17 protein-coding genes are annotated in these 20413 nt (G+C 70.4%); 8 read left to right on the forward strand and 9 right to left on the reverse strand.

Annotated elements, in window-relative coordinates:
- Window positions 1–28 precede the first annotated feature (28 nt).
- Window positions 29–2080, forward strand: a complete 2052-nt coding sequence (locus tag ACE3OG_RS10665; protein ID WP_374308402.1) for a thioredoxin domain-containing protein — start codon at window positions 29–31, stop codon at window positions 2078–2080.
- Between the two features lie 65 nt (window positions 2081–2145).
- Here the strand turns inward: ACE3OG_RS10665 and ACE3OG_RS10670 are convergent, their stop codons facing one another.
- From ACE3OG_RS10670 to ACE3OG_RS10685, 4 genes are all read right to left on the reverse strand, one after another.
- Complete coding sequence (locus ACE3OG_RS10670) at window positions 2146–4398, reverse strand: primosomal protein N' (protein WP_374308404.1); 2253 nt, start codon at window positions 4396–4398, stop codon at window positions 2146–2148.
- A 7-nt stretch (window positions 4399–4405) separates the two neighbouring features.
- The gene (locus ACE3OG_RS10675) at window positions 4406–5080 is read right to left on the reverse strand and encodes a TerC family protein (protein ID WP_374308572.1); all 675 of its coding nucleotides are present in this window, start codon (window positions 5078–5080) and stop codon (window positions 4406–4408) included.
- A gap of 164 nt (window positions 5081–5244) precedes the next feature.
- Window positions 5245–7065, reverse strand: coding sequence for a murein L,D-transpeptidase (locus ACE3OG_RS10680; RefSeq protein WP_374308406.1), 1821 nt, complete (start codon window positions 7063–7065; stop codon window positions 5245–5247).
- Between the two features lie 247 nt (window positions 7066–7312).
- Window positions 7313–8728: a sigma-54-dependent transcriptional regulator gene (locus ACE3OG_RS10685; RefSeq protein WP_374308408.1), complete on the reverse strand. Its 1416-nt coding sequence runs from the start codon at window positions 8726–8728 to the stop codon at window positions 7313–7315.
- Window positions 8729–9051: 323 nt separating this feature from the next.
- Here ACE3OG_RS10685 and ACE3OG_RS10690 point away from each other — a divergent pair, with 323 nt between their 5' ends.
- Together ACE3OG_RS10690 and ACE3OG_RS10695 are read left to right on the forward strand one after the other, a co-directional pair.
- Window positions 9052–10905, forward strand: a complete 1854-nt coding sequence (locus ACE3OG_RS10690; RefSeq protein ID WP_374308410.1) for a M3 family oligoendopeptidase — start codon at window positions 9052–9054, stop codon at window positions 10903–10905.
- Window positions 10906–10918: 13 nt separating this feature from the next.
- A complete protein-coding gene (locus ACE3OG_RS10695) occupies window positions 10919–11917 on the forward strand; it encodes a Dyp-type peroxidase (protein ID WP_374308412.1) in 999 nt (332 codons plus the stop codon).
- A 61-nt stretch (window positions 11918–11978) separates the two neighbouring features.
- On the opposite strand, the gene ACE3OG_RS10700 is transcribed toward ACE3OG_RS10695, so the two are convergent.
- Window positions 11979–12308 carry a carboxymuconolactone decarboxylase family protein gene (locus ACE3OG_RS10700; RefSeq protein ID WP_374308574.1) on the reverse strand — a complete coding sequence of 110 codons (330 nt, stop codon included), beginning with the start codon at window positions 12306–12308 and terminating at the stop codon, window positions 11979–11981.
- Between the two features lie 32 nt (window positions 12309–12340).
- Window positions 12341–12529, reverse strand: coding sequence for a DUF2892 domain-containing protein (locus ACE3OG_RS10705; RefSeq protein WP_374308414.1), 189 nt, complete (start codon window positions 12527–12529; stop codon window positions 12341–12343).
- 119 nt (window positions 12530–12648) lie between these two features.
- On the opposite strand from ACE3OG_RS10705, the gene ACE3OG_RS10710 reads away from it, so the two are divergent.
- The gene (locus ACE3OG_RS10710; RefSeq protein WP_374308416.1) at window positions 12649–13011 is read left to right on the forward strand and encodes a metalloregulator ArsR/SmtB family transcription factor; all 363 of its coding nucleotides are present in this window, start codon (window positions 12649–12651) and stop codon (window positions 13009–13011) included.
- Between the two features lie 16 nt (window positions 13012–13027).
- Here ACE3OG_RS10710 and trpS read toward each other — a convergent pair whose 3' ends face one another.
- Window positions 13028–14062, reverse strand: coding sequence for a tryptophan--tRNA ligase (trpS, locus tag ACE3OG_RS10715; protein ID WP_374308418.1), 1035 nt, complete (start codon window positions 14060–14062; stop codon window positions 13028–13030).
- Window positions 14063–14322: 260 nt separating this feature from the next.
- Here trpS and ACE3OG_RS10720 point away from each other — a divergent pair, with 260 nt between their 5' ends.
- Entirely contained in the window at window positions 14323–15039 is a 717-nt protein-coding gene (locus ACE3OG_RS10720) for an MgtC/SapB family protein (protein WP_374308420.1), read from the forward strand.
- A 10-nt stretch (window positions 15040–15049) separates the two neighbouring features.
- Here the strand turns inward: ACE3OG_RS10720 and hslU are convergent, their stop codons facing one another.
- Window positions 15050–16357, reverse strand: a complete 1308-nt coding sequence (gene hslU, locus ACE3OG_RS10725) for an ATP-dependent protease ATPase subunit HslU (RefSeq protein WP_374308422.1) — start codon at window positions 16355–16357, stop codon at window positions 15050–15052.
- Between the two features lie 103 nt (window positions 16358–16460).
- Window positions 16461–17033, reverse strand: a complete 573-nt coding sequence (hslV, locus tag ACE3OG_RS10730) for an ATP-dependent protease subunit HslV (protein WP_374308424.1) — start codon at window positions 17031–17033, stop codon at window positions 16461–16463.
- A 227-nt stretch (window positions 17034–17260) separates the two neighbouring features.
- Here hslV and ACE3OG_RS10735 point away from each other — a divergent pair, with 227 nt between their 5' ends.
- The 3 genes from ACE3OG_RS10735 to ACE3OG_RS10745 all read left to right on the forward strand — a co-directional run bounded on the left by ACE3OG_RS10735 (window position 17261) and on the right by ACE3OG_RS10745 (window position 20317).
- Window positions 17261–18235, forward strand: a complete 975-nt coding sequence (locus tag ACE3OG_RS10735) for an SMP-30/gluconolactonase/LRE family protein (RefSeq protein ID WP_374308426.1) — start codon at window positions 17261–17263, stop codon at window positions 18233–18235.
- A 208-nt stretch (window positions 18236–18443) separates the two neighbouring features.
- Window positions 18444–19808, forward strand: a complete 1365-nt coding sequence (gene hemN / locus ACE3OG_RS10740; protein WP_374308428.1) for an oxygen-independent coproporphyrinogen III oxidase — start codon at window positions 18444–18446, stop codon at window positions 19806–19808.
- A gap of 23 nt (window positions 19809–19831) precedes the next feature.
- A complete protein-coding gene (locus ACE3OG_RS10745; RefSeq protein WP_374308430.1) occupies window positions 19832–20317 on the forward strand; it encodes a glutathione peroxidase in 486 nt (161 codons plus the stop codon).
- The last annotated feature ends 96 nt before the right edge of the window (window positions 20318–20413 follow it).

A 20413-nucleotide genomic window follows, 5' to 3' on the forward strand; every position in this document is an offset into this window, starting at 1 on the left:
GGCGCATGAAATCTGAAGGATCGCTCTCATGTCAGCCAACGAACTCGCGCGCGCGGCGAGCCCCTATCTTCTTCAGCACGCCGGCAATCCGGTCCATTGGCGCATGTGGTCCCAGGCGGCGCTCGACGAGGCGCAGGCGCTGGACAGGCCCATCCTGCTCTCGATCGGCTACGCCGCCTGCCACTGGTGCCATGTGATGGCGCATGAAAGCTTCGAGGACGCGGACACCGCCGCGGTGATGAACGAGCTTTTCGTGAATATCAAGGTGGACCGCGAGGAGCGCCCCGACATCGACCATATCTATATGCAGGCGCTGCATGCGTTCGGCGAGCGCGGCGGATGGCCGCTCACCATGTTCCTGACGCCGCAGGGCGAGCCGTTCTGGGGCGGCACCTATTTCCCCAAGGTGGAGCAATACGGACGCCCCTCCTTCGTCACTGTGCTGCGCGCCGTGGCCGCGGCCTTCCACCGGGACCGCGCGCGCATCGCCGCCAATGTCGGGGCGGTCCGGCGCGCGCTGACGCGCGCTCCGGCGCGCGGCGGCTTCGAACTTTCGCTCGTCCAGCTCGACCACATCGCCGCGCAGCTCGTCACGGCGATCGATACGGTCGACGGCGGGCTGCGCGGCGCGCCGAAGTTCCCCAATGCGCCGATCCTTGAATTGCTCTGGCGCGCCGGGCTGCGCACGCAAATCCCCGCTTATCGCGAAGCGATGCGCCTGACGCTCGAAAGAATGTCGGAGGGCGGAATCTATGATCATCTCGGCGGCGGCTTTGCGCGCTATTCGACCGACGAACGCTGGCTCGTGCCGCATTTCGAGAAGATGCTCTATGACAACGCCCAGCTTCTCGAATGTCTGGCGCTGTGCTTCGACGCCTTCGGGGACGATCTGTTCCTGGCCCGCGCGCGCGAGACGGTCTCTTGGCTCAAGCGCGAGATGACCCATGAGGGCGGCGCCTTCTGCGCGGCGCTCGACGCCGATTCCGAAGGAAAGGAGGGCAAGTTCTACGTCTGGACGTGGGACGAGATCGTCGCGGCGCTGGGCGAGGAGGACGCCCGCGTCTTCGGAAAATTCTACAACGCCGGCCCCATCGGCAACTGGGTGGACGCCCATTATCCCGATGGCGTCATCGTCCTGAACCGGCTTGACGCCAAACGTCCCACGATGGAGGAGGAGGCGCGGCTCGCGCCGCTACGCCAGAAGCTTTTCGACGCGCGGGCGTCGCGGCCCCACCCCGGCCTCGACGACAAGATCATGGCCGACTGGAACGGGCTGATGATCGCCGCCCTCGTCAACGCCGGAACGCTGACGGGCCAAAGAGCGTGGATCGCGACGGCCGCGCGCGCCTATCGCTTCATCCTCGAAACGATGTCCTATCGCGACGAAAATGGCGCGACGCGGCTCGCCCACAGCTGGCGCGCCGGCGTGTTCGTGAGGCCCGGACTCGCCCTCGACTACGCCGCGATGATGCGCGCCGCGCTCGCCTTGCACGAGGCGCGCGGCCTGCCCGAAGCCGGTTGCGGCCGCGATTGCCTCGCCGACGCGCGCGCCTTCGCGCAGACGCTCGAGACATATCACGTCATCCCCGAGACCGGCCTTCTCGCGATGGCCGCCAGCGACGCCGCCGACGTTCCATTGCGCCTTGCGCCGACGGGCGACGACGCCATCCCCAACGCCCATGCGGTCTATCTCGACGCGTTGCTGCGTCTTTCCGCGATCGCCGGCGATCCGCAGCCGCTGCGGCGCGCCGACGCGCTCCTTGCGGCGCTCGAGCCGGCGATCGCCGAGAACGTCGTCGGCCACGCCGGCGTCCTCAACGCGCTCGACCTGCGGCTGCGCGGACGCGAGATCGTCACCGCCGGACCTTTGCGCCGGCCGCTCTACGAAGCGGCGCTCGCCGCGCCGTTCATCGGCCGCTTCGTGATGGACGTCGACCGGCCGGAGGCGCTTCCCGAAGGGCATCCCGCGCGGGCGCAGCTGGCGGCGGCCGGCGAAGCCGCCGCTTTCGTCTGCGCCGAAGGCGCATGCTCGCCGCCGGCGCGCGACGTCCAGGCGTTGCGGGCGCAGCTCATGGAGTAGACGCAAATTGATTATCACATATTAAATTGTGTACACTTAAATTGTGTATTATAACATAGCGCGCATCAGAGAAAGCTCTGCGGATCGACGTCGACCTCGACCCTGACGCCGCCGCGCTGGCGCGGGCCGGCGGCCAGCATGGCGCGCAGGAAATCCTGCAGGTCGGCCGAGCGCGGCGCGCGCGCGAGGAGCCGCACCCGCCGGCGCCCGCGCAGGACCGCGAGCGGCGCCTCGGCCGGTCCGAAAAGGGCGATTTCGTCCTCCTGCGCCAGCTCGGGCGCCGGCGCGAGGCGCCATTTGTCGGACGGCGGCAGCGCGTGCGCCGCGCGGACCAGCGCGCGCGCGAAGCCTTCGGCGGCTTGCGCCGTATCGGCCGAAACGATCAGCGCGGCGAGGCGACCGAAGGGCGGCAGGCCGGCGCGCCGGCGCTCCTCGATCTCCTGCGCGTAGAAGCGCTCCGACTCGCCCGAAAGGATCGCCCGCGTCACCGGATGGCCGGGCTCGTAGGTCTGCGCCATCGCCCGCCCCTCGCGCTCGAAGCGGCCGGCGCGGCCGGCCACCTGGCGCAGGAGCTGGAAGGTGCGCTCGCCGGCGCGCGGATCGCCGGAGGTGAGGCCGATGTCGGCGTCGATCACCCCGACCAGCGTCAGCAATGGAAAATTATGCCCCTTGGCGACGAGCTGCGTGCCGATGACGATGTCGCAGGCGCCGTCCGCCACCGCCGCGAGCTCGGCGCGCATCCGCTCCGCCCCGCCCGGCGCGTCGGATGAAAGGACCATCAGCCGCGCGTCGGGAAACAGCGCCGCCGTCTCCTCGGCGAGACGCTCGACGCCGGGCCCGCACGGAACGAGCGCGTCGGCCGCGCCGCACTGCGGGCAGGCCCGCGGGCGGGGCTCGGCATGGCCGCAATGATGGCAGACGAGCGCGCCGCGAAAACGGTGCTCGACGAGCCAGGCCGAGCAGTTCGGACATTCGAAACGATGGCCGCAGCTTCGGCACAGCGTCAGCGGGGCGTAGCCGCGCCGGTTGAGGAAAAACAGCGCCTGCTCGCCGCGCGCCAGCGCCTCCGCCGTCGCCGCGGCGAGCGGGCCCGAGATGAAGCGTCCGCGCGGCGGAGGAAAGTGGCGCAGGTCGATCGCCTCGATTCCCGGCGTGGCGCGGCCGCTGTGGCGATCCTTGAGGACAAGGCGGCGATAGCGCCCCTGATCGGCGTTGACCCGCGTCTCGACCGAGGGCGTGGCGCTCGCCAGCACCACGGCGCAAGGCTCGAACCTGCCGCGCGCGACGGCCATGTCGCGCGCGTGATAGGGCACGCCGTCCTCCTGCTTGTAGGCGCCCTCGTGCTCCTCGTCGACGACGATGAGGCCGAGGTCGCGGAACGGCAGGAACAGCGCCGAGCGCGCGCCGACGACGATCTTCGCCTCGCCCGCGGCGACGGCGCTCCAGATGCACGCCCGCCGCGCGGCCGCGATCCCCGAGTGCCATTCGAGCGGAGCAGCGCCGAACCGCGCCGCAAAGCGCTCGACGAAGGCGCCCGTCAGGGCGATCTCGGGCAGCATGACGAGGCTCTGGCGTCCCGCGCGCAGGGCGCTCGCGATCGCCTCCATATAGACTTCGGTCTTGCCCGAGCCGGTGACGCCTTCGAGCAGCGTGACGTCGAACGCGCGCCTCGCGAGCGCTTCGTCCAGGACCTGCGCGCAGGCGCCCTGATCGGGCGAGAGGATCGGCGGCGCGAAACCGGCGTCGGGCGCGCCGGCGAGCGGGGCCGGCGGCAGAGGCTCGAGCGTCAGCGCGCCTTCGCGGACGAGGCCGTCGACGACGGCGCTCGAGGCCTGCGCCGCCCGAGCCAGCGCCGCCTTCGACAGGAGCTCGCCCCGCGCCAGCGCCTCGCCCGCCGCCGCGAGGGTTTTCTCGCGCGCGGGAGTCATGCGCGCCGGCGTCGCCCCCGTCGGGCGCAGGCCGAAGCGGACCGGCTCCGGTGCGCCGGAAAAGGGCGCGCGGGCAGCGAGGCGCAGCGCCATGCCGCGCGGCGAAAGCGTCCAGCGGGCGACGAAATCGACGAGGCGGCGCAGCGCGTCGGGGAGCGGGGCGAGGTCGAGGCGGGCCTCGACGCGCTTCAGGTTCGAGGCGCCCGGGCCGCCCGCGCGCGTTTCCCAGACGACGCCGACCGTGCGGCGGGTTCCGAGCGGGACCTCGACGAAGTCGCCCGGGCGCAGCTCCATCCCGGCCGGGGCCGCGTAGGAATAGGCGACGTCGACGGCGACCGGGACGAGCACGTCGACGACGAGGGCCGCGGCGGATCGCGGCGGCTCGATCACCCGTGCGTCAATGTTCGAGGCCCCTCTCCTTGCGCTTTGAGCGCGCATACATGTTCAGCCCCTCGACGAGGCCGGAGAAGGCCATCGCCGTGTAGATGTAGCCCTTCGGGAAGTGGAAGCCGAAGCCCTCGGCGATCAGCGTCGCGCCGATCAGCATCAGGAAGCCCAGCGCCAGCATCACGATGGTCGGGTTCTTGTGGATGAAATTGGCGAGCGGATCGGCGGCCAGCATCATCGCCGTCACCGCCGCCAGAACCGCGACGATCATGATCGGCAGATGCTCGGTCATGCCGACGGCGGTGATGATCGAGTCGAGCGAGAAGACGAGGTCGATCATAAGAATCTGGACGATCGCCGCGCCGAAGCTGGCGGCGCCCTTGGCTCCCGCCTCGGGCGTCTCGTCCGGATCGACGGCGTGGTGGATCTCGGTCGTCCCCTTGTAGACGAGGAACAGGCCGCCGCCGATCAGGATGATGTCGCGCCAGGAGAAGCCCTGGCCGAGCACGGTTATGACCGGCGTCGTCAGCCTGATGATGGTCGAGATGGTGAACAGCAGGGCGATGCGCAGGATGAGCGACATGCCGATGCCGAGGCGGCGCGCGCGCGAGCGCTGATGCGGCGGCAGCTTGTTCGAGATGATCGCGATGAAGACGAGGTTGTCGACGCCAAGGACGACTTCCATCACGACGAGCGTCGCCAGCGCGAACCAGGCCGCGGGGTCGGCGGCCAGCGCCAGCAGATTGTCGAGCGCGGGGATCGTTCGGCTCCATATGAAGGCCGGACGGGCCGGCGGGCCATGCGAGTTCGCGCAGAAATCGCCCGCGCGTCAAGCGTGGGCGCCCGGCCTCAGCCCTTGTCGCCGTAGCCCAGCGCCGCGCGCAGCTTGCGGGAATGGCCGTAGACGTCCTCGAGAAGCTGGAGCTGGCCGAACGAATCGACCTTGGCGGTGAAATATTCGAGATGGATCGGCAGCGGCCGCGGCAGGTTCACGTAGCGCTCCTTGCCGCCGAACATCTTTTCGAGCCGCTCGGCGCTCCATCCCTTGCCGAGCACGATTTCGGCGAAACGCAGCGGATCGTCGACGCGCACGCAGCCATGGCTGAACAGGCGCCGCTCCTCTCCGAACAGTTTTCGCGACGGGGTGTCGTGCAGATAGACGGCGTAGTCGTTGGGGAACATGAACTTGATGCGGCCGAGGGCGTTGCGCTCGCCGGGCGGCTGGCGGATGGCGAGGCGCCCGTCCCTCCATTCGGCCTGGTAGCCCTGCCGGCGCAGATAATTGGGATCGGCCGCGATCTTCGGCATCATCTCCTTGCGGATGATCGACTGCGGCACGTTCCAGGCCGGATTGACGATCAGGTAGCGCATCGTGTTGGAGAACACCGGCGTCTGGTTCGTCTCCTTGCCGACGACGACGCGGTTGCGCGCGACCTCGACGCCATTGTCGACGACGACGACCTCGAATTCGGGGATGTTGACCTCGATGCGGCTCGCGCCCATGTCGCGCGGCGTCCAGCGCCAGCGCTCCATGTTGGCGACGATCTCGCCCTCGACGCGCGACTGGTCCGGTCCCGACAGGAGCGCCAGCGTGCGGGCGTTGAGCTGGCCGGACGAGGGCAGGCCGTTGGCCTTCTGGAAATCGGCGACGGCGCTCGCGACCTGCGTGTCGTAGACGAGCGCGTCGGCGCCGCCGGGCCTCCCGTCGAGGCTGAGGCGCGAGCGGATCAGCGGCACGCGCGGATCGCTCATGCCGAGCTTCAGCGTGGGGCCGGTCGGGATGGCCGGCGCGCCGCGGCGGGCGATCGCGCCGCCGGAGCGGCGCACCTGCGCCAGTTTTTCGCGCAGCGCGGCGTAGCCGGGCTGGGGCGGATTGAAGGCGCGCAGCGCGGCGCCCGCCTGCGCGCCGGCGCTCGAAACGGCGGCGAGCGCCAGCGAAGGGTCGGCGACCTCGGGCTTGAGGCCGATCAGCGGGGAGATCGATCGCGGATCGACGCGCCCGCCCGAGGCCTGCCTCGCATAGGCGACGACCGCGGCGCTGAAGGCGATGTCGGAGGCCGCGACCGCCTCCGGCGCGCCGGCGGCGAGAAGGCTCGCCGGCGCCTTGACGGCGAGGGCGTCCTCGGCCGCCGCGCGCAGGCGGGCCAGCGCCGGCTTGACCTCCGCGACCGGCTGCCCGTCCTTCGACCATAGCGGCGCGAAGTCGCGAGCGGCGTAGAAGGCGGCGAGCGCGTCGTCGTCGCGCCGGCGCGAGGCGGCGACCTTGCCGGCGCGGTCTGCCTCGCCGCGCGCCTCGAGCGCCGCCTTGACCGCGGCGGCGACCGGCGAGAGCGTCGGTTCGGCCGGAGCCGGCGTCTCGGCGGCGCGGGTCTGCGACGGGGCGGGCGCAGGCGCCGGGGGCGAAGCTTCCTCCGCGGCCGGCGCGACGGGGGGCGTTGCGGCGGGGATTGCGGCGGAGGTCGCGGGCGGCGTCTGGGCGAGGAGGGGCGCGCGAATGTCCGAAGGCTTGCGCGGCGCGGAGGCGCCGCCCGCCGGGGCGATGGCGCCGGTGACGTCGGCGTCGGGACGCGCGGGGGCCGTCTCGCCGACGAGCTCCAGATCCGCCTGCGCCAGCGCGCCGGGCGGGACGGCGAGGAGAAGCGCAAGGGAGAGGCCAAGCGCAGGCCGCAAGACGTTCGCCGCGCGCCCTCGCGCCGGATGCCTGGCCATCGCTCGTGTCAACTCCGCTCTTCCTCGCATCGGCGTGGGGGGGGGGGGGCGCGGGCCCCCCGGCCCGACGCGCTTCAAAACCGGCGCCGCGATCGGCGCCTCACATTGCGGCGCAAGCGCCGCGCATGTTCTACAAGATAATGCGAGAGCGGCGCGTGCGGCGCCAAACGGCGCCGAATTTCATCCGCTCGTTGCGCCGGCGCCACGTTCACGCCGCCGCGTCCGGACGCGGCGCGCCGCCTTGCGCGGGCGAGGGCTCCGCCTCCCCGCGGGAGCCGGCTAGGCCGTAATCCTTCAGCTTGCGGTAGAGCGTCGAGCGGCCGACGCCGAGCGCTTTCGCCATCTTCGACATCCGGCCGTGATAGCGCTCGAGCGCGAAGCGGATCGCCTGCTCCTCGAGCTCGGCGAGCGGGCGCGCCTCGCCGTCGTCGTCGAGCAGGCGCAGGAACGGCGAACCCTGCGCGCCGCGCGCGTCCGCGGCGCGGGCGAGCGGCGGCGCGAACGGAAGAAAGCCTTCGACGCGCGCCGCGACCGCCGGAAAATCCTCGATCCCCAGCTCGCCGCCGCGGGCGAGGGCGGCGGCGCGCTCCACCGCGCGCGCGAGCTCGCCCACGTTGCCCGGCCAGCCATAGGCGCGCAGCAGGGCGAGCGCGGGCGCGCTTATCGCCCGCGGGAAGCGGCCGTGGTCGACGCAGGCCCGCGCGCAGAACCCCGCCGCGAGCCCGTCGATCTCGTCGACGCGACGGCGCAGCGGCGGCAGAAAGATCGGCCCGACGGCGAGCCGGAAATAGAGGTCTTCGCGCAGCCGCCCGGCCTTCGCCCTCTCGATCAGGTTGCGGCGCGTCGCGGCCATCACCCGCGTTTCGCCAGCGTCGAGAACGTCGAGAAGGCGCGCCTGCGCGCCGTCCGGCAGCGCGCAGACGTCGCCGAGGAACAGCGTCCCGCCCCGCGCCTGCGCGAGGAGGCCGTCGCCGTCCGGTCCGCCGAACAGCGCCGGCTCGAGCGCCCCGGGCGCATGGGCGGCGCAGCGCAGCGCGAGGAAGGGGCGCTCGCGGCGCGCGGAGGCGGCGTGGATCGCCCGCGCCAGCGTCTCCTTGCCGACCCCCGCCTCGCCCTCGACCAGCACGGGCAGGGTCTCGCGCGCGGCGCGGGCGGCGAGGTCGAGCGCCCTGATCATCTGCGGCGAGGCGCCGTGGAAATCCTCGAGGCTCGCGCCGCTTCCGTCCCGGCGCGCGAGGCGGCGCAGCTCGTCCTCGAGGCGCGCGGCGCGCAGGGCGTTGCGGATCGACGCCTTGAGCCGCTCGGGATCGGGCGGCTTGCGCAGCACGTCGAAGGCGCCGGCGTCGAGCGCCGGCCCCGGCGTCTGCGCGAGCGCGCCGCAGGCGAGGACGATCGCCGGCGGCGGGAAGCCGCGCGCGTCGAGCGCGGCGAGGAGCTCGAAGCCCTGCGCGTCGATGTCGAGAATGATCAGGTCGGGCCGCTCGGCGCCCGGCGCGCGCAGCCGCGCCAGCGCCTCGGCGCCCTGCGCCAGGGCCTCGGCCGCGAAGCCGAAGCGGCGGACGCAGGCCTCGACATGGAGCCGTTCGACGGGATCGGCGTCGACGATGAGGATTTTCGGGGGCATATGGCCTCGCGCGGGGCGGCCCGCGCGGGCCGCCTCGAGGCGGAAGCGACTTCGCTCCGCCGGCGAGGATGCTCGCCGATCAGGGTAAACGCGCGCTTAACGGAAGGTTCCGTTCGACCGGCGCCGGCGACGATCGCCGCGGCGACGCTCCCGCCCTGTCCGGCCCGGCCCTCGGGGCCGCAGAGGCCTGCGCGCTCGACCCCCGACGCAGGCGCGGGGAGAAATTCGAGCCCGGCCCCGCCCGCGCCAGGTTGATCTCCCCGCCCGCGCTCCGATATGAAAAGCCTATCCTTTTCGGTCCGCTTCACGCCGCAGGGTCCTTCATGCCGAACCCGTCCCCGAACTTCCTCCCGCTCCGCGACGCCGCGCAGGAGCGCGAGGGCGCCGCGCAGCCGCTCGGCGAGCTTCCCGAATGGGACCTCGGCGCCCTCTATCCCGCGCCCGATTCGCCTGAATTTTCCGCCGACCTCGCCCGCGCCGGGACCGAATGCGCGGCCTTCGCGGCGCTCTACAGGGGCAAGGTCGCGACGCTCGCCGAGGACAGGACCGGCGCCTCGCTCGCCTGCGCGGTGCGCCACTACGAGGCGCTCGACGAGCTTCTGGGCCGCGTCATGTCCTACGCCGGCCTCGTCTACGCCGGCGATTCGTCGAGCCCCGTCAACGCCAAGTTCTACGGCGACGCGCAGGAGAAGATCACCGCCGCCTCGGCCGACCTGCTGTTCTTCGAGCTCGAGCTCAACCGGCTCGACGACGACGCCCTCGCGCCCGCGCTGAAGGACGGGCCGCTCTCCCGCTACCGGCCATGGATCGAGGACGTCCGCAAGGGCAAGCCGCACCAGCTCCCGGACGAGCTGGAGAAGCTCTTCCTCGAGAAGTCGACGACCTCCTATTCGGCCTGGAACCGGCTGTTCGACGAGACCATCGCCGCGCTGCGCTTCGACGTCGACGGCGAAAGCCTCGCCATCGAGCCGACGCTGAGCCTCATGCAGGACCGCGACGGGAAAAAGCGCGAAGCGGCGGCCAAGGCGCTCGGGAAGACGCTCGGGGAGAACCTGCGCCTCTTCTCGCAGATCACGAACACGCTCGCCAAGGACAAGGAGATCTCCGACCGCTGGCGCGGCTTCGCGGACGTCGCCGACGCCCGTCACCTCTCGAACCGGGTCGAGCGCGAGGTCGTCGACGCGCTCGTCTCAGCCGTGCGCGCCGCCTATCCGCGCCTGTCGCACCGCTATTACCGGCTCAAGGCGAAGTGGTTCGGCAAGGACGCGCTGATGTTCTGGGACCGCAACGCGCCGCTGCCCGACGCGCCGCGACAGGTCCATTCGTGGGGGCAGGCGCGCGACGCGGTGCTCTCGGCCTATGGCGGCTTTTCGCCGAAGATGGCCGACATCGCGCGGCGCTTCTTCGACGAGCGCTGGATCGACGCGCCGGTGCGCCCCGGCAAGAGCCCGGGCGCCTTCGCCCATCCGACCGTGCCCTCGGCGCACCCTTACGTGCTGCTCAACTTCCAGGGCAAGACGCGCGACGTGATGACGCTCGCCCATGAGCTCGGCCATGGCGTGCATCAGGTGCTCGCCGCGCCCAACGGCGCGCTGATGGCGCCGACGCCGCTCACCCTCGCCGAGACGGCCTCGGTGTTCGGCGAGATGCTGACGTTCAGGGCGCTCCTTGCGCGCGCAGGCTCCGCGCGCGAGCGGCGGGCGATGCTGGCCGCCAAGGTCGAGGACATGCTGAACACGGTGGTCCGCCAGATCGCCTTCTACAGCTTCGAGCGCAAGGTCCATGTCGAGCGGCGCAAGGGCGAGCTCACCGCCGACCAGCTCTGCGATTTCTGGATGGAGGTCCAGGGCGAAAGCCTCGGGCCGGCGATAGAATTCACCGACGACTACCGGCCTTACTGGGCCTACATCCCGCATTTCGTGCATTCGCCCTTCTACGTCTACGCCTACGCCTTCGGCGACTGCCTCGTGAACTCGCTCTACGGGGTCTACCGCAACGCGAGCGAAGGCTTCGCCGAGCGCTATTTCGCGCTGCTCTCGGCGGGCGGCTCGAAGCCCTATGGCGAATTGCTGAAGCCGTTCGGCCTCGACGCGCGCGACCCCGCCTTCTGGGGCATCGGCCTTTCGATGATCGAGGACATGATCGACGAGCTCGAGGCGCTCGAGGCGCAGGCTTAGGGACGCGGCGCCGATGTCAGTGAAAAACTGGGACAGGACCACGATCGACGCGCAGAGCGTCGACGCTCCTCTGTCGCGGGCCGCCGTCTTTCTGACGGCGACCGTCGCGAGCGACCAAGACGCCCTTTCGCAGGTCTGCGCGACGCTCGACGGCCTCGACGATCTCGTCAAGACCGTCGGCTTCCGCGATCTTTCAGGCCGGCTGTCGTGCGTCGCCGGGATCGGCCGCGACCTGTGGGATCGCCTCGGCGTCGACAGGCGCCCGCAGGAGCTGCGCCGGTTCGCGCCGATCGCCGGCGCGGCCCGCAGCGCGCCCTCGACCGCCGGCGACCTGCTCTTCCACATCCGCGCCGAGCGCTCCGACCTCTGCTTCGAATTCGAGCGCCTCCTGCTCGCCGCCCTCGGCTCGAGCGTTCACGTCGTCGACGAGGTTTCGGGCTTTCGCTATTTCGACGCGCGCGACCTCCTCGGCTTCGTCGACGGCACGGCCAATCCGAACGGCGTCGATCTGCCCGCCTCGGCGCTCGTCGGCGACGAGGACGCCGATTTCCGCGGCGGCAGCTATGTCGTCGTGCAGAAATACCTGCACGACCTCGACGCCTGGGCGAAAATCCCGACGCCCGCGCAGGAGGCGATCATCGGCCGCACCAAGATCGACAACGTCGAGATCGACGACGACGACGCCCCGCGCAAGTCGCACAAGTCGCTCGCCACCATCGTCGACGAGGAAGGCCAGGAGCACGACATCCTGCGCGACAATATGCCGTTCGGCAGCCCGGCGCGGGGCGAGTTCGGCACCTATTTCATCGGCTATTCGAGGCGGCTGTGGGTGATCGAGAAGATGCTGCAGCGCATGTATGTCGGCGATCCGCCCGGGGCCTACGATCGCATCCTCGACGTCTCGACGCCGCACACGGGCGCGACCTTCTTCGCGCCGGCGCGCCCGGCGCTGCAGGCGCTCGTTCAGGAGGCCCAGAAGAGACTCGCGGCGAAGGGCTCCTCGGCCGCATGAAGCGCCTCGCGGACGCGCGTCGTCGCCGCGCGTTCCGCTCCCGTTTCATCATGAGCGCGGCTCAGGCGGCCTGCGCCGAAAACTCCTCGAAGGCAGACAGCGCGTTCGCCGCGTACATCAGCGACGGGCCGCCGCCCATGTAGACGGCCATGCCGAGCGCCTCCTCGACCTGCGCCCTGGTCGCGCCAAGCTTGACCAGCGTCTCGGCGTGGAAGCCGATGCAGGCGTCGCAGCGCGCGGCGACGCCGAGCGCGAGGGCGATCAGCTCCTTCGTCTTCTTGTCGAGCGCGCCGTCCTTCGTCGCCGCCTGGGCGAGCGCGGAGAAGCCCTTGGCGACGTCGGGCAGATCGGCGCGGAAGGCGGCGAGATGTTTCGAAACCCCCTGCGTCAGCTCGCGATAGGAGGAAGCTGAAAGGCTCACGGTCATTTGCTCCCGCATGTGGAAAGGCCGAACAGGCGATAGGCCGGACAGCGGCCCAGCGCGCCGGTCGCCAGCGGAACGAGGCCGATCCAGCCCCATGGGCCGATCGCCCCGAAAAGCGTCGCGCCGACGAGGGCGGCGCCGATGATGAGACGGACGAGCCGATCGGTCGTCCCGACGTTGGGGGTCATGATGCAAATCCCTTTGGGCAAGCCGGCGGCGCGTCCGCGATCAGCGCGTGACGCCGCCGGGTTTCGATATTAATATAGCTTCATACATAATATCTGTAAATATATTATCTGAAGGTGAAATGAAGCTGGACTCCCCGCCGCCGGACGGGCGCGCGCCGCGTCAGGCGCCGCAGGAGACGTCGATCGCCGTCGCGGCGTTGCGCGCCGCCGCAGGCCGCGCCACGACGCTCCTGCGCGCGCTCGCCAACGAGGACAGGCTGCTGCTCGTCTGCCAGCTGGTCGACGGCGAGAAATCGGTCTCCGAACTCGAGGCGCTGCTCGACATCCGTCAGCCGACGCTGAGCCAGCAGCTCGGCGTGCTGCGCGCCGAAGGCCTCGTCTCGACGCGGCGCGAGGGCAAGCGCATCTTCTATTCGGTCGCCGACGAGAAGGCGCTCGCCGTGCTGACGACGCTCTACGGGCTCTATTGTCCGAAGCCGTGAGGGGCCGCGGCGCGGCTCAGCGCACGAAGCCGAGCACGTCCTTGACCGCCTTCATGGTTTCGTCGGCGATCTTTCTCGCGCGCGCGGCCCCGTCCACCAGCACGCCGTCGATGTAGGCCGGGTCGGCGGAAAGCCTGCGCATCTCGACGCCGATCGGCGCGAGCCTGTCCACGGCGAGGTCGGCGAGCGCGGTCTTGAACGCCGAGAACTGCGCGCCGCCGAACTCCTGCAGGACCTGCGCCTTGGCGCGCCCGGAGAGCGCCGCGAAAATGCCGACGAGATTGTCGGCCTCCGGGCGCCCGGCGAGCCCTTCGACCTCGGAGGGCAGCGGCTCGGGGTCCGTCTTCGCCTTGCGCACCTTCTGGGCGATGGCGTCGGGCTCGTCCGAGAGGTTGATGCGCGAATAGTCGGACGGGTCGGACTTCGACATCTTTTTCGAGCCGTCGCGCAGGCTCATCACCCGCGTCGCCGGCCCCTGGATCAGCGGCTCGGGCAGCGGGAAGAACTGATCGCCGAAGCCGTTCGCCGCGATCGATTCGGAAAAGTCGAGGTTGAACTTCTGCGCCACGTCGCGGGCGAGCTCGATATGCTGCTTCTGATCCTCGCCGACCGGCACGTGGGTCGCCTTGTAGAGCAGGATGTCGGCGGCCATCAGGCAGGGGTAGGCGTAGAGCCCGACGGAGGCGTTCTCGCGGTCCTTGCCGGCCTTCTCCTTGAACTGGGTCATGCGGTTCAGCCAGCCGATGCGGGCGACGCAGTTGAACACCCAGGCGAGCTCGGCGTGGCCCGAAACCTGGCTCTGGTTGAAGATGACATGGGCGGCCGGATCGACGCCGCAGGCGATGTAGGCCGCGGTCAGCTCGCGGATCGAGGCTTTGAGCTCCGCGGGCTTCTGCGGCACGGTGATCGCGTGCAGGTCGACGACGCAATAAAGGCATTCGTGGCTGCGCTGCAGCTCGACGAACTTGACGATGGCGCCGAGGTAATTGCCGAGATGCAGGTTGCCGGTCGGCTGCACGCCGGAAAACACCCGCTCGGGGAAATTGGCCATGTCCTCGGGCTCCCGACCGTTGGTCTTCTTCAGGAGCGCAGCGCTATCGCAAGCTTTCGCCGCCAAGGCAAGGCCGCGTCCGGGGCGGGTCACGCGCGCCCGCGCCAACGGCGTCGACGGCATCGGGCCGCCGACGACCGAGCGAGCCGCGCCGCAGCGTCCCTTCGCCGCAACGCGCCCCTCCAGCCAGACGCCTCTTGCGCCGGAGCGCGCCTTACGCCATGCCCGGGCGGCCTCTCACATGCTCCGGCGCGGAAAACATGCGCTTCATCGAAACATTCGAGCTCCTGCCGCTCGTCAACACCACGATCAGCCTTCTCGCCGCGTTCCTGTTCGGGACGCTCATCGGCGTCGAGCGTCAGTACCGCCAGCGCACGGCGGGGCTGCGCACCAACGTCCTCGTGGCGCTGGGCGCGGCGGCCTTTGTCGACCTCGCCGACCGGATCGCCGGGCCGGTCAAATCCGTGCAAGTCATCTCCTATGTCGTCTCGGGCGTCGGATTTCTGGGCGCCGGCGTCATCATGAAGGAGGGCATGAACATCCGCGGCCTCAACACGGCGGCGACGCTGTGGTGCTCGGCCGCCGTCGGCGCCTGCACCGGCGCGGACATGATCGCCGATGGCGCGGTGCTGACCGGCTTCGTCATCGCCGGCAACACGCTGCTGCGTCCCCTCGCCAACGTCATCGACCGCATCCCGATCAGCGAGCAGGCCGCCGAGGCGACCTATGAGCTGCGCGTGACGACGAGCGCCGCCGCGGCGCCGGCGTTGCGCGAAAAACTCATCGAGCGGCTCGAAGCTGCGAATTATCCGGTCGGCGACGTCGAAAGCGAGGAGCAGGGCGAGGACGGCGTCGAGATCGTCGCGACGCTGGTTCCGACCGCCGTCGAACCGGCCGAGCTCGACGCCGTCGCCGCGGCGATGGAGAGCGAGCCCGGCGTGCGCCACGCCACATGGGAGGGCAGCGTCGCCGGGTGAGGCGCGCCGCTCACAGGATGAAGCGCGACAGGTCGGCGTTCCTCGCAAGGTCGCCGACATGCGTCTCCACATAGGCGGCGTCGATCTCGATCTTCTCGCCGAAGCGGTCGGCGGCGGTGAAGCTGATCTCGTCGAGCACCCGCTCCATCACCGTCTGCAGCCGCCGCGCGCCGATGTTCTCGACGCTGGAGTTGACCTCCGCCGCGATGCGCGCGAGCGCCGTCACCGCGTCGGGCGCGAAGGAGAGCTCGACGCCCTCCGTGCGCATCAGCGCCTCATATTGCTTCAGGAGGCTCGCCTCGGTCTCGGTCAGGATGCGGCGGAAATCCTCCTCGGTGAGGGGAGAGAGCTCGACGCGGATCGGCAGGCGCCCCTGCAGCTCGGGCAGAAGGTCCGAAGGCTTCGAGACATGGAAGGCGCCCGAGGCGATGAACAGGATGTGGTCGGTCTTCACCACCCCGTGCTTGGTCGGCACGCTCGCGCCCTCGATCAGGGGCAGGAGATCGCGCTGGACCCCCTCGCGCGAGACGTCGGCGCCGCCTCTGCCCTCGCGCACGCAGATCTTGTCGATCTCGTCCAGAAACACGATGCCGTTGTTCTCGACCTCGGCGATCGCCTCGCGCACGATCGCGTCCTGGTCCATGAGCTTGTCGGCCTCCTCCGTGACGAGCGGCTCGAGCGCGTCCCTGACGCTCATGCGCCGCGGCTTGCCGCGCCCGCCGAACGCCTTGCCGAACATGTCGCCGAGCGAGATCGCGCCGATCTGCGCGCCGGGCATGTTGGGCAGGTCGAACATCGGCAGGCCGGCCTGCGCCTGCGCGATCTCGACCTCGATCTCCTTGTCGTCGAGCTCGCCCGCCCGCAGCTTGCGACGGAAGCTGTCGCGCGTCGAAGGCTGCGCCGCCGGGCCGACGAGGGCGTCGAGGACGCGCTCCTCGGCGGCGAGCTCGGCTTTCGCCCGCACCGTCTTGCGCTTCGCCTCGCGTCCCATCGAGATCGCCGTCTCGACGAGGTCGCGCACGATCTGGTCGACGTCGCGCCCGACATAGCCGACCTCGGTGAATTTGGTCGCCTCGACCTTGAGGAAGGGCGCGTTGGCGAGCTTCGCCAGCCTGCGCGAGATCTCGGTCTTGCCGCAGCCGGTCGGGCCGATCATCAGGATGTTCTTCGGCAGCACCTCCTCGCGCATCGGCCCTTCGAGCTTGAGGCGGCGCCAGCGGTTGCGCAGCGCGATGGCGACGGCGCGCTTGGCCTCTTTCTGGCCGACGATGAAGCGGTCGAGCTCGGAGACGATTTCGCGGGGGGAGAAGCTGGTCATGGAGTCCATATAGGGGGAACTTGAGCGCGGCGCACGCTCAGGCTGGCGCCGTTCGGGTTCGCAGCCGCGCAATCCGACGGGCTGCGCGCGTCGCGGCGGCCGCTCAGGGCGAGGCGATCTCCTCGATCGTGACGCTGTCGTTGGTGTAGACGCAGATTTCGGCGGCGATCTTCAGCGCCCGCCGCGCGATGGCGGGCGCGTCCATGTCCGTATCGATGAGCGCGCGGGCCGCGGCGAGCGCGTAATTGCCGCCCGAGCCGATGCCCATCACCGAGCCGCGCTCGGAGGGCTGCGGCTCCAGCACGTCGCCGGAGCCGGTGAGCACCAGCGCGGCCTTGGCGTCGGCGACGAGCATCATGGCTTCGAGCCGGCGCAGGTAGCGGTCGGTGCGCCAGTCTTTCGCCAGCTCGACGCAGGCGCGCATGAGCTGCCCCGGATATTGCTCGAGCTTGGCCTCGAGCCGCTCGAACAAGGTGAAGGCGTCGGCGGTCGCCCCGGCGAAGCCGGCGATCACCTCGCCCTTGGCGAGCCGGCGCACCTTCTTCGCGTTGCCCTTGACGATGGTCTGGCCGATCGAAACCTGCCCGTCGCCGGCGATGACGGCGCGCCCGTCCTTCTTGACGAGCACGATGGTCGTGCCGTGCCACAGGGGGGAAGACTCGTCGAAGGAGGGCATGGGAGCTTTCGGGAAAAAAGAAGGCGGGCCGCCGTGATCTATGGGCTGGGCAGGCGCGTTGCAAGGGCGCGGACAGGCGGGCGTGAAGCGCGCCGAGGCCGATCCTCGACTTGCGCAATCCTCCCCGTCGCGACGGTTGATCGGGAACAAATCCCAGCCCTATAAAAGCGTTCGCGGCGGCCGGGGACCGAGATCGGCCTCTTTCTGGAAGAGCGGAGCGGCGCTTCATGAAGTCAATCGAGGAATGTAAATCCTCCGGCGCGTCGAGACGCCGGCTCGTCCGCGGCCTCGCCCTGGCCGCGTCGCTTCTGGCCGCCGCCGTCGCCCCGGCCGCCGCCGACGTGCTGCTGCCCGACTTCGCGCCCTTCCCTGAAAGCATCACCTCGACCAGGGCCGGAACGCTCTATTCGTCGAGCATCTCGGACGGCGGCGTCGTTCGCGTGCGCCCGGGATCGAGCGAGGCGGAGGCCTTCATCAAGCCTGGCGAAGGCGAAACCCGCTCGACCTTCGGCGTGCTCGCGGACGAAAAGACCAACACATTGTGGGTGTGCTCGAACGACGCCTCCTTCATCGGCCTGCCCGGGCCGAGCAAGGTCGAAGGCAGCTATCTGAAAGGCTTCGACCTCGAGACCGGCGCGCTGAAGGTCTCCGCGCCCGCGCCGCACAAGCCCTCGATCTGCAACGACATCGCGCTTTTGCCGGACGGAACGGCGATCGTCAGCAACGTCGCCCAGCCCGAGCTTCTGCGCCTGAAGCCCGGCGGCGAAAAACTCGAGGTCTGGCTCGCCGATCCGGCGCTCAAGGGCGGCGTCGACGGCCTCGCCTTCGGCCCCGACGGCAATCTCTACGTCAACACCTTCAATTCGGGCGAATTCTTCCGCGTCGACGTCGTGGACGGAGAAGCGAAGAAGCTGACGAAGCTCGAGACCTCGCGTCCGCTGACCCATCCCGACGGGATGCGCCCCTATGGCTCGGGCTTCCTGATGGTCGAGGGCGCGGGGCCGCTCTCGCGCGTGACGATCTCCGGCGACCGCGCCAATGTCGAGACGATCAAGGATTTCGTCGGGCCGACCGGCGTCACGCTCGTCGGCGACACGGCCTGGGTCTGCGAGGGCCAGCTCGGCTATCTGTTCAATCCCGAGCTGAAGGGCAAGCCGCGGCCGCAGTTCCATCTGCGCGCGCTTCCCGTCGAGAAGAAATGACCTGTGCGGGCGCCTCGCCGCGGGCGCTCCCCCGCGCGCCCGTAGCTCGGCGCCGACCAGAATCCTCGACGAGGATGGGATCGAGGCTCCCGACGGCGAGGCGGGCGAGCTCGCGGCGGCGCGCAACGCGCGCCGCTTGATCGCCCGCAAACGGGAGGAAGGGACGCGGGCCTAGAATGGCCGCACAGCGCCGCCCCCGGACCCTCCCATGACCCATGAGAATTTCGAGCCGACCGTCGACCCCGGCCTCGTCGCGCGCCACGCGCGGGCGCTGCCGCGCTATACGAGCTATCCGACCGCCAATCATTTCCACGCCGGCGTCGACCAGACCGTCTTTCGCGGCTGGCTGGCGTCGCTTGAGCGCGATGCGCCCGTCTCCGCCTATGTCCATGTGCCCTTCTGCCAGGAGTTGTGCTGGTACTGCGGCTGCTCGACCAAGGCGACGCGCCGCTACGCGCCCGTCTCCGCCTATGTCGAGGCGCTGGAGGCCGAGCTCGCCGCGCTCGCCGGCGCGCTGGGCTTTTCGCCGAAGCTGAAAAATCTGCATTTCGGCGGCGGCTCGCCGGACATATTGACGCCGCAGGACGTCGCCCGCCTCGTGCAGGCGCTGGCGGGAACGTTCGCCTTCGAGCCCGGGCTCGAGTTCGCCGTCGAGATCGACCCGCGGCTGATGAATGAACAGAAAGCCGACGCCTTCGCGCGGGCGGGCATCACCCGCGTTTCGTTCGGCGTGCAGGATTTCGACGAGCGCGTCCAGAAGGCGATCGGGCGCATGCAGAGCTTTGCGGCGACGCGCGCCGCGGTCGAGGCCTTCCGCGCGCGCGGCGTCGGCTCGGTCAATCTCGACCTCGTCTACGGCCTGCCGCGCCAGACGCTGGCGAGCCTCGAAGCGACGCTTCAGGCGGCGCTGAGCCTTTCACCCGACCGCCTCGCGCTGTTCGGCTACGCCCATCTGCCGCAAAGGATCGCCAATCAGCGGCTGATCGACGAGGCGACGCTGCCCGGCGCGCAGGAGCGCTTCGAGCAGGCGCGGCTCGCCGAGCGCGTCCTGAGGCGCGCGGGCTATGTCCAGCTCGGCATCGACCATTTCGCCAGGCCCGACGATAAAATAGCGCAAAATCAGATATCACGCAATTTTCAGGGCTACACCGACGATGCGTGCGGCGCGCTGATCGGAATCGGCGCCTCGGCGATCTCGCGCCTGCCGCAAGGCTACGCCCAGAACGCGGTTCCCGTCGGCGTCCACGCCGAGCTCGTCAAGGCGGGCGGGCTCGCCACCCGGCGCGGCTTCGCGCTCGCTCCCGAGGACGAGATGCGCGGCTTCGTCATCGAGCGGCTGATGTGCGACTTCTCTTTTCCCGGCCGCGCCCTCGCCGAGCGCTACGGCGGCCTCGCCGAGCCTCTCGCGCGCGAGGCGCGGGCGGCCCTTGCGGCTGACGCGGACGGCTTCCTTGAGCCGACCCTCGACGGCTTCCGTCTGCGCGAATGGGCGCGGCCCTTCGCGCGGCAGGTCGCCGCGCGCTTCGACGCCTATCTCGGGGCGGGCGGCGCGCGCCATTCGCTGGCCGTCTGAGCCGTTCCGCGCCATAAGAGGCCATGAGCCGGTTTTACGAGCTGTCGGCGCGAAGCCTCGAGGGCGAGGAGATCGCCTTCTCGCGCTTCAAGGGCCGCGCGGCCCTCGTCGTCAACACGGCGAGCCTGTGCGGCTTCACCCCGCAATACGCCGGGCTCGAGGCGCTGCATGAGGCCTATGGCGCGCGGGGCCTCGACGTGCTCGCCTTCCCCTGCGACCAGTTCGGCGGCCAGGAGCCCGGCGGGCGGCCCGAGATCGAGGCCTGCCTGACCCGCTACGGCGTCGGCTTTCGCGTCTTCGAGAAGGTCGAGGTCAACGGCGAGCGCGCGCATCCGCTGTTCGCCTGGCTGACCGCGGCGCTGCCCGGCCTGCTCGGGCGCAAGGTGCGCTGGAACTTCACCAAGTTCCTGATCGGCCGAGACGGGCGGCCGCTGCGCCGCTTCGGCCCGGCGACCGCGCCGCGCCGGCTCGAAGGCGCCATAGAGGCGGCGCTGGCGCCGCCTCGTTGATCAAGAGCGGCGGCGCTGGCGCCGCCTCGTTGATCAAGAGCGGCGGCGCCGGCGCCGTCTCGCTGACCCAAGAGCGGCGGCGCTGGCGCCGCCTCG

Source organism: Methylocella sp. (assembly GCF_041905455.1).
Classification (GTDB): domain Bacteria; phylum Pseudomonadota; class Alphaproteobacteria; order Rhizobiales; family Beijerinckiaceae; genus Methylocapsa.

Excerpts from the sequence above, each read along its gene's own strand:
- hslU (WP_374308422.1), bottom strand. The coding sequence starts at position 16,357 with ATGACCAGCTTCTCCCCCCGCGAAATCGTCTCCGAGCTCGACCGCTTC.
- ACE3OG_RS10690 (WP_374308410.1), top strand. The coding sequence starts at position 9,052 with ATGCCGAACCCGTCCCCGAACTTCCTCCCGCTCCGCGACGCCGCGCAG.
- ACE3OG_RS10665 (WP_374308402.1), top strand. The coding sequence starts at position 29 with ATGTCAGCCAACGAACTCGCGCGCGCGGCGAGCCCCTATCTTCTTCAG.
- ACE3OG_RS10695 (WP_374308412.1), top strand. The coding sequence starts at position 10,919 with ATGTCAGTGAAAAACTGGGACAGGACCACGATCGACGCGCAGAGCGTC.
- ACE3OG_RS10675 (WP_374308572.1), bottom strand. The coding sequence starts at position 5,080 with ATGGAAGTCGTCCTTGGCGTCGACAACCTCGTCTTCATCGCGATCATC.
- ACE3OG_RS10710 (WP_374308416.1), top strand. The coding sequence starts at position 12,649 with ATGAAGCTGGACTCCCCGCCGCCGGACGGGCGCGCGCCGCGTCAGGCG.
- hslV (WP_374308424.1), bottom strand. The coding sequence starts at position 17,033 with ATGCCCTCCTTCGACGAGTCTTCCCCCCTGTGGCACGGCACGACCATC.
- ACE3OG_RS10735 (WP_374308426.1), top strand. The coding sequence starts at position 17,261 with ATGAAGTCAATCGAGGAATGTAAATCCTCCGGCGCGTCGAGACGCCGG.
- ACE3OG_RS10720 (WP_374308420.1), top strand. The coding sequence starts at position 14,323 with ATGCGCTTCATCGAAACATTCGAGCTCCTGCCGCTCGTCAACACCACG.
- trpS (WP_374308418.1), bottom strand. The coding sequence starts at position 14,062 with ATGGCCAATTTCCCCGAGCGGGTGTTTTCCGGCGTGCAGCCGACCGGC.
- ACE3OG_RS10685 (WP_374308408.1), bottom strand. The coding sequence starts at position 8,728 with ATGCCCCCGAAAATCCTCATCGTCGACGCCGATCCCGTCGAACGGCTC.
- ACE3OG_RS10705 (WP_374308414.1), bottom strand. The coding sequence starts at position 12,529 with ATGACCCCCAACGTCGGGACGACCGATCGGCTCGTCCGTCTCATCATC.
- hemN (WP_374308428.1), top strand. The coding sequence starts at position 18,444 with ATGACCCATGAGAATTTCGAGCCGACCGTCGACCCCGGCCTCGTCGCG.
- ACE3OG_RS10745 (WP_374308430.1), top strand. The coding sequence starts at position 19,832 with ATGAGCCGGTTTTACGAGCTGTCGGCGCGAAGCCTCGAGGGCGAGGAG.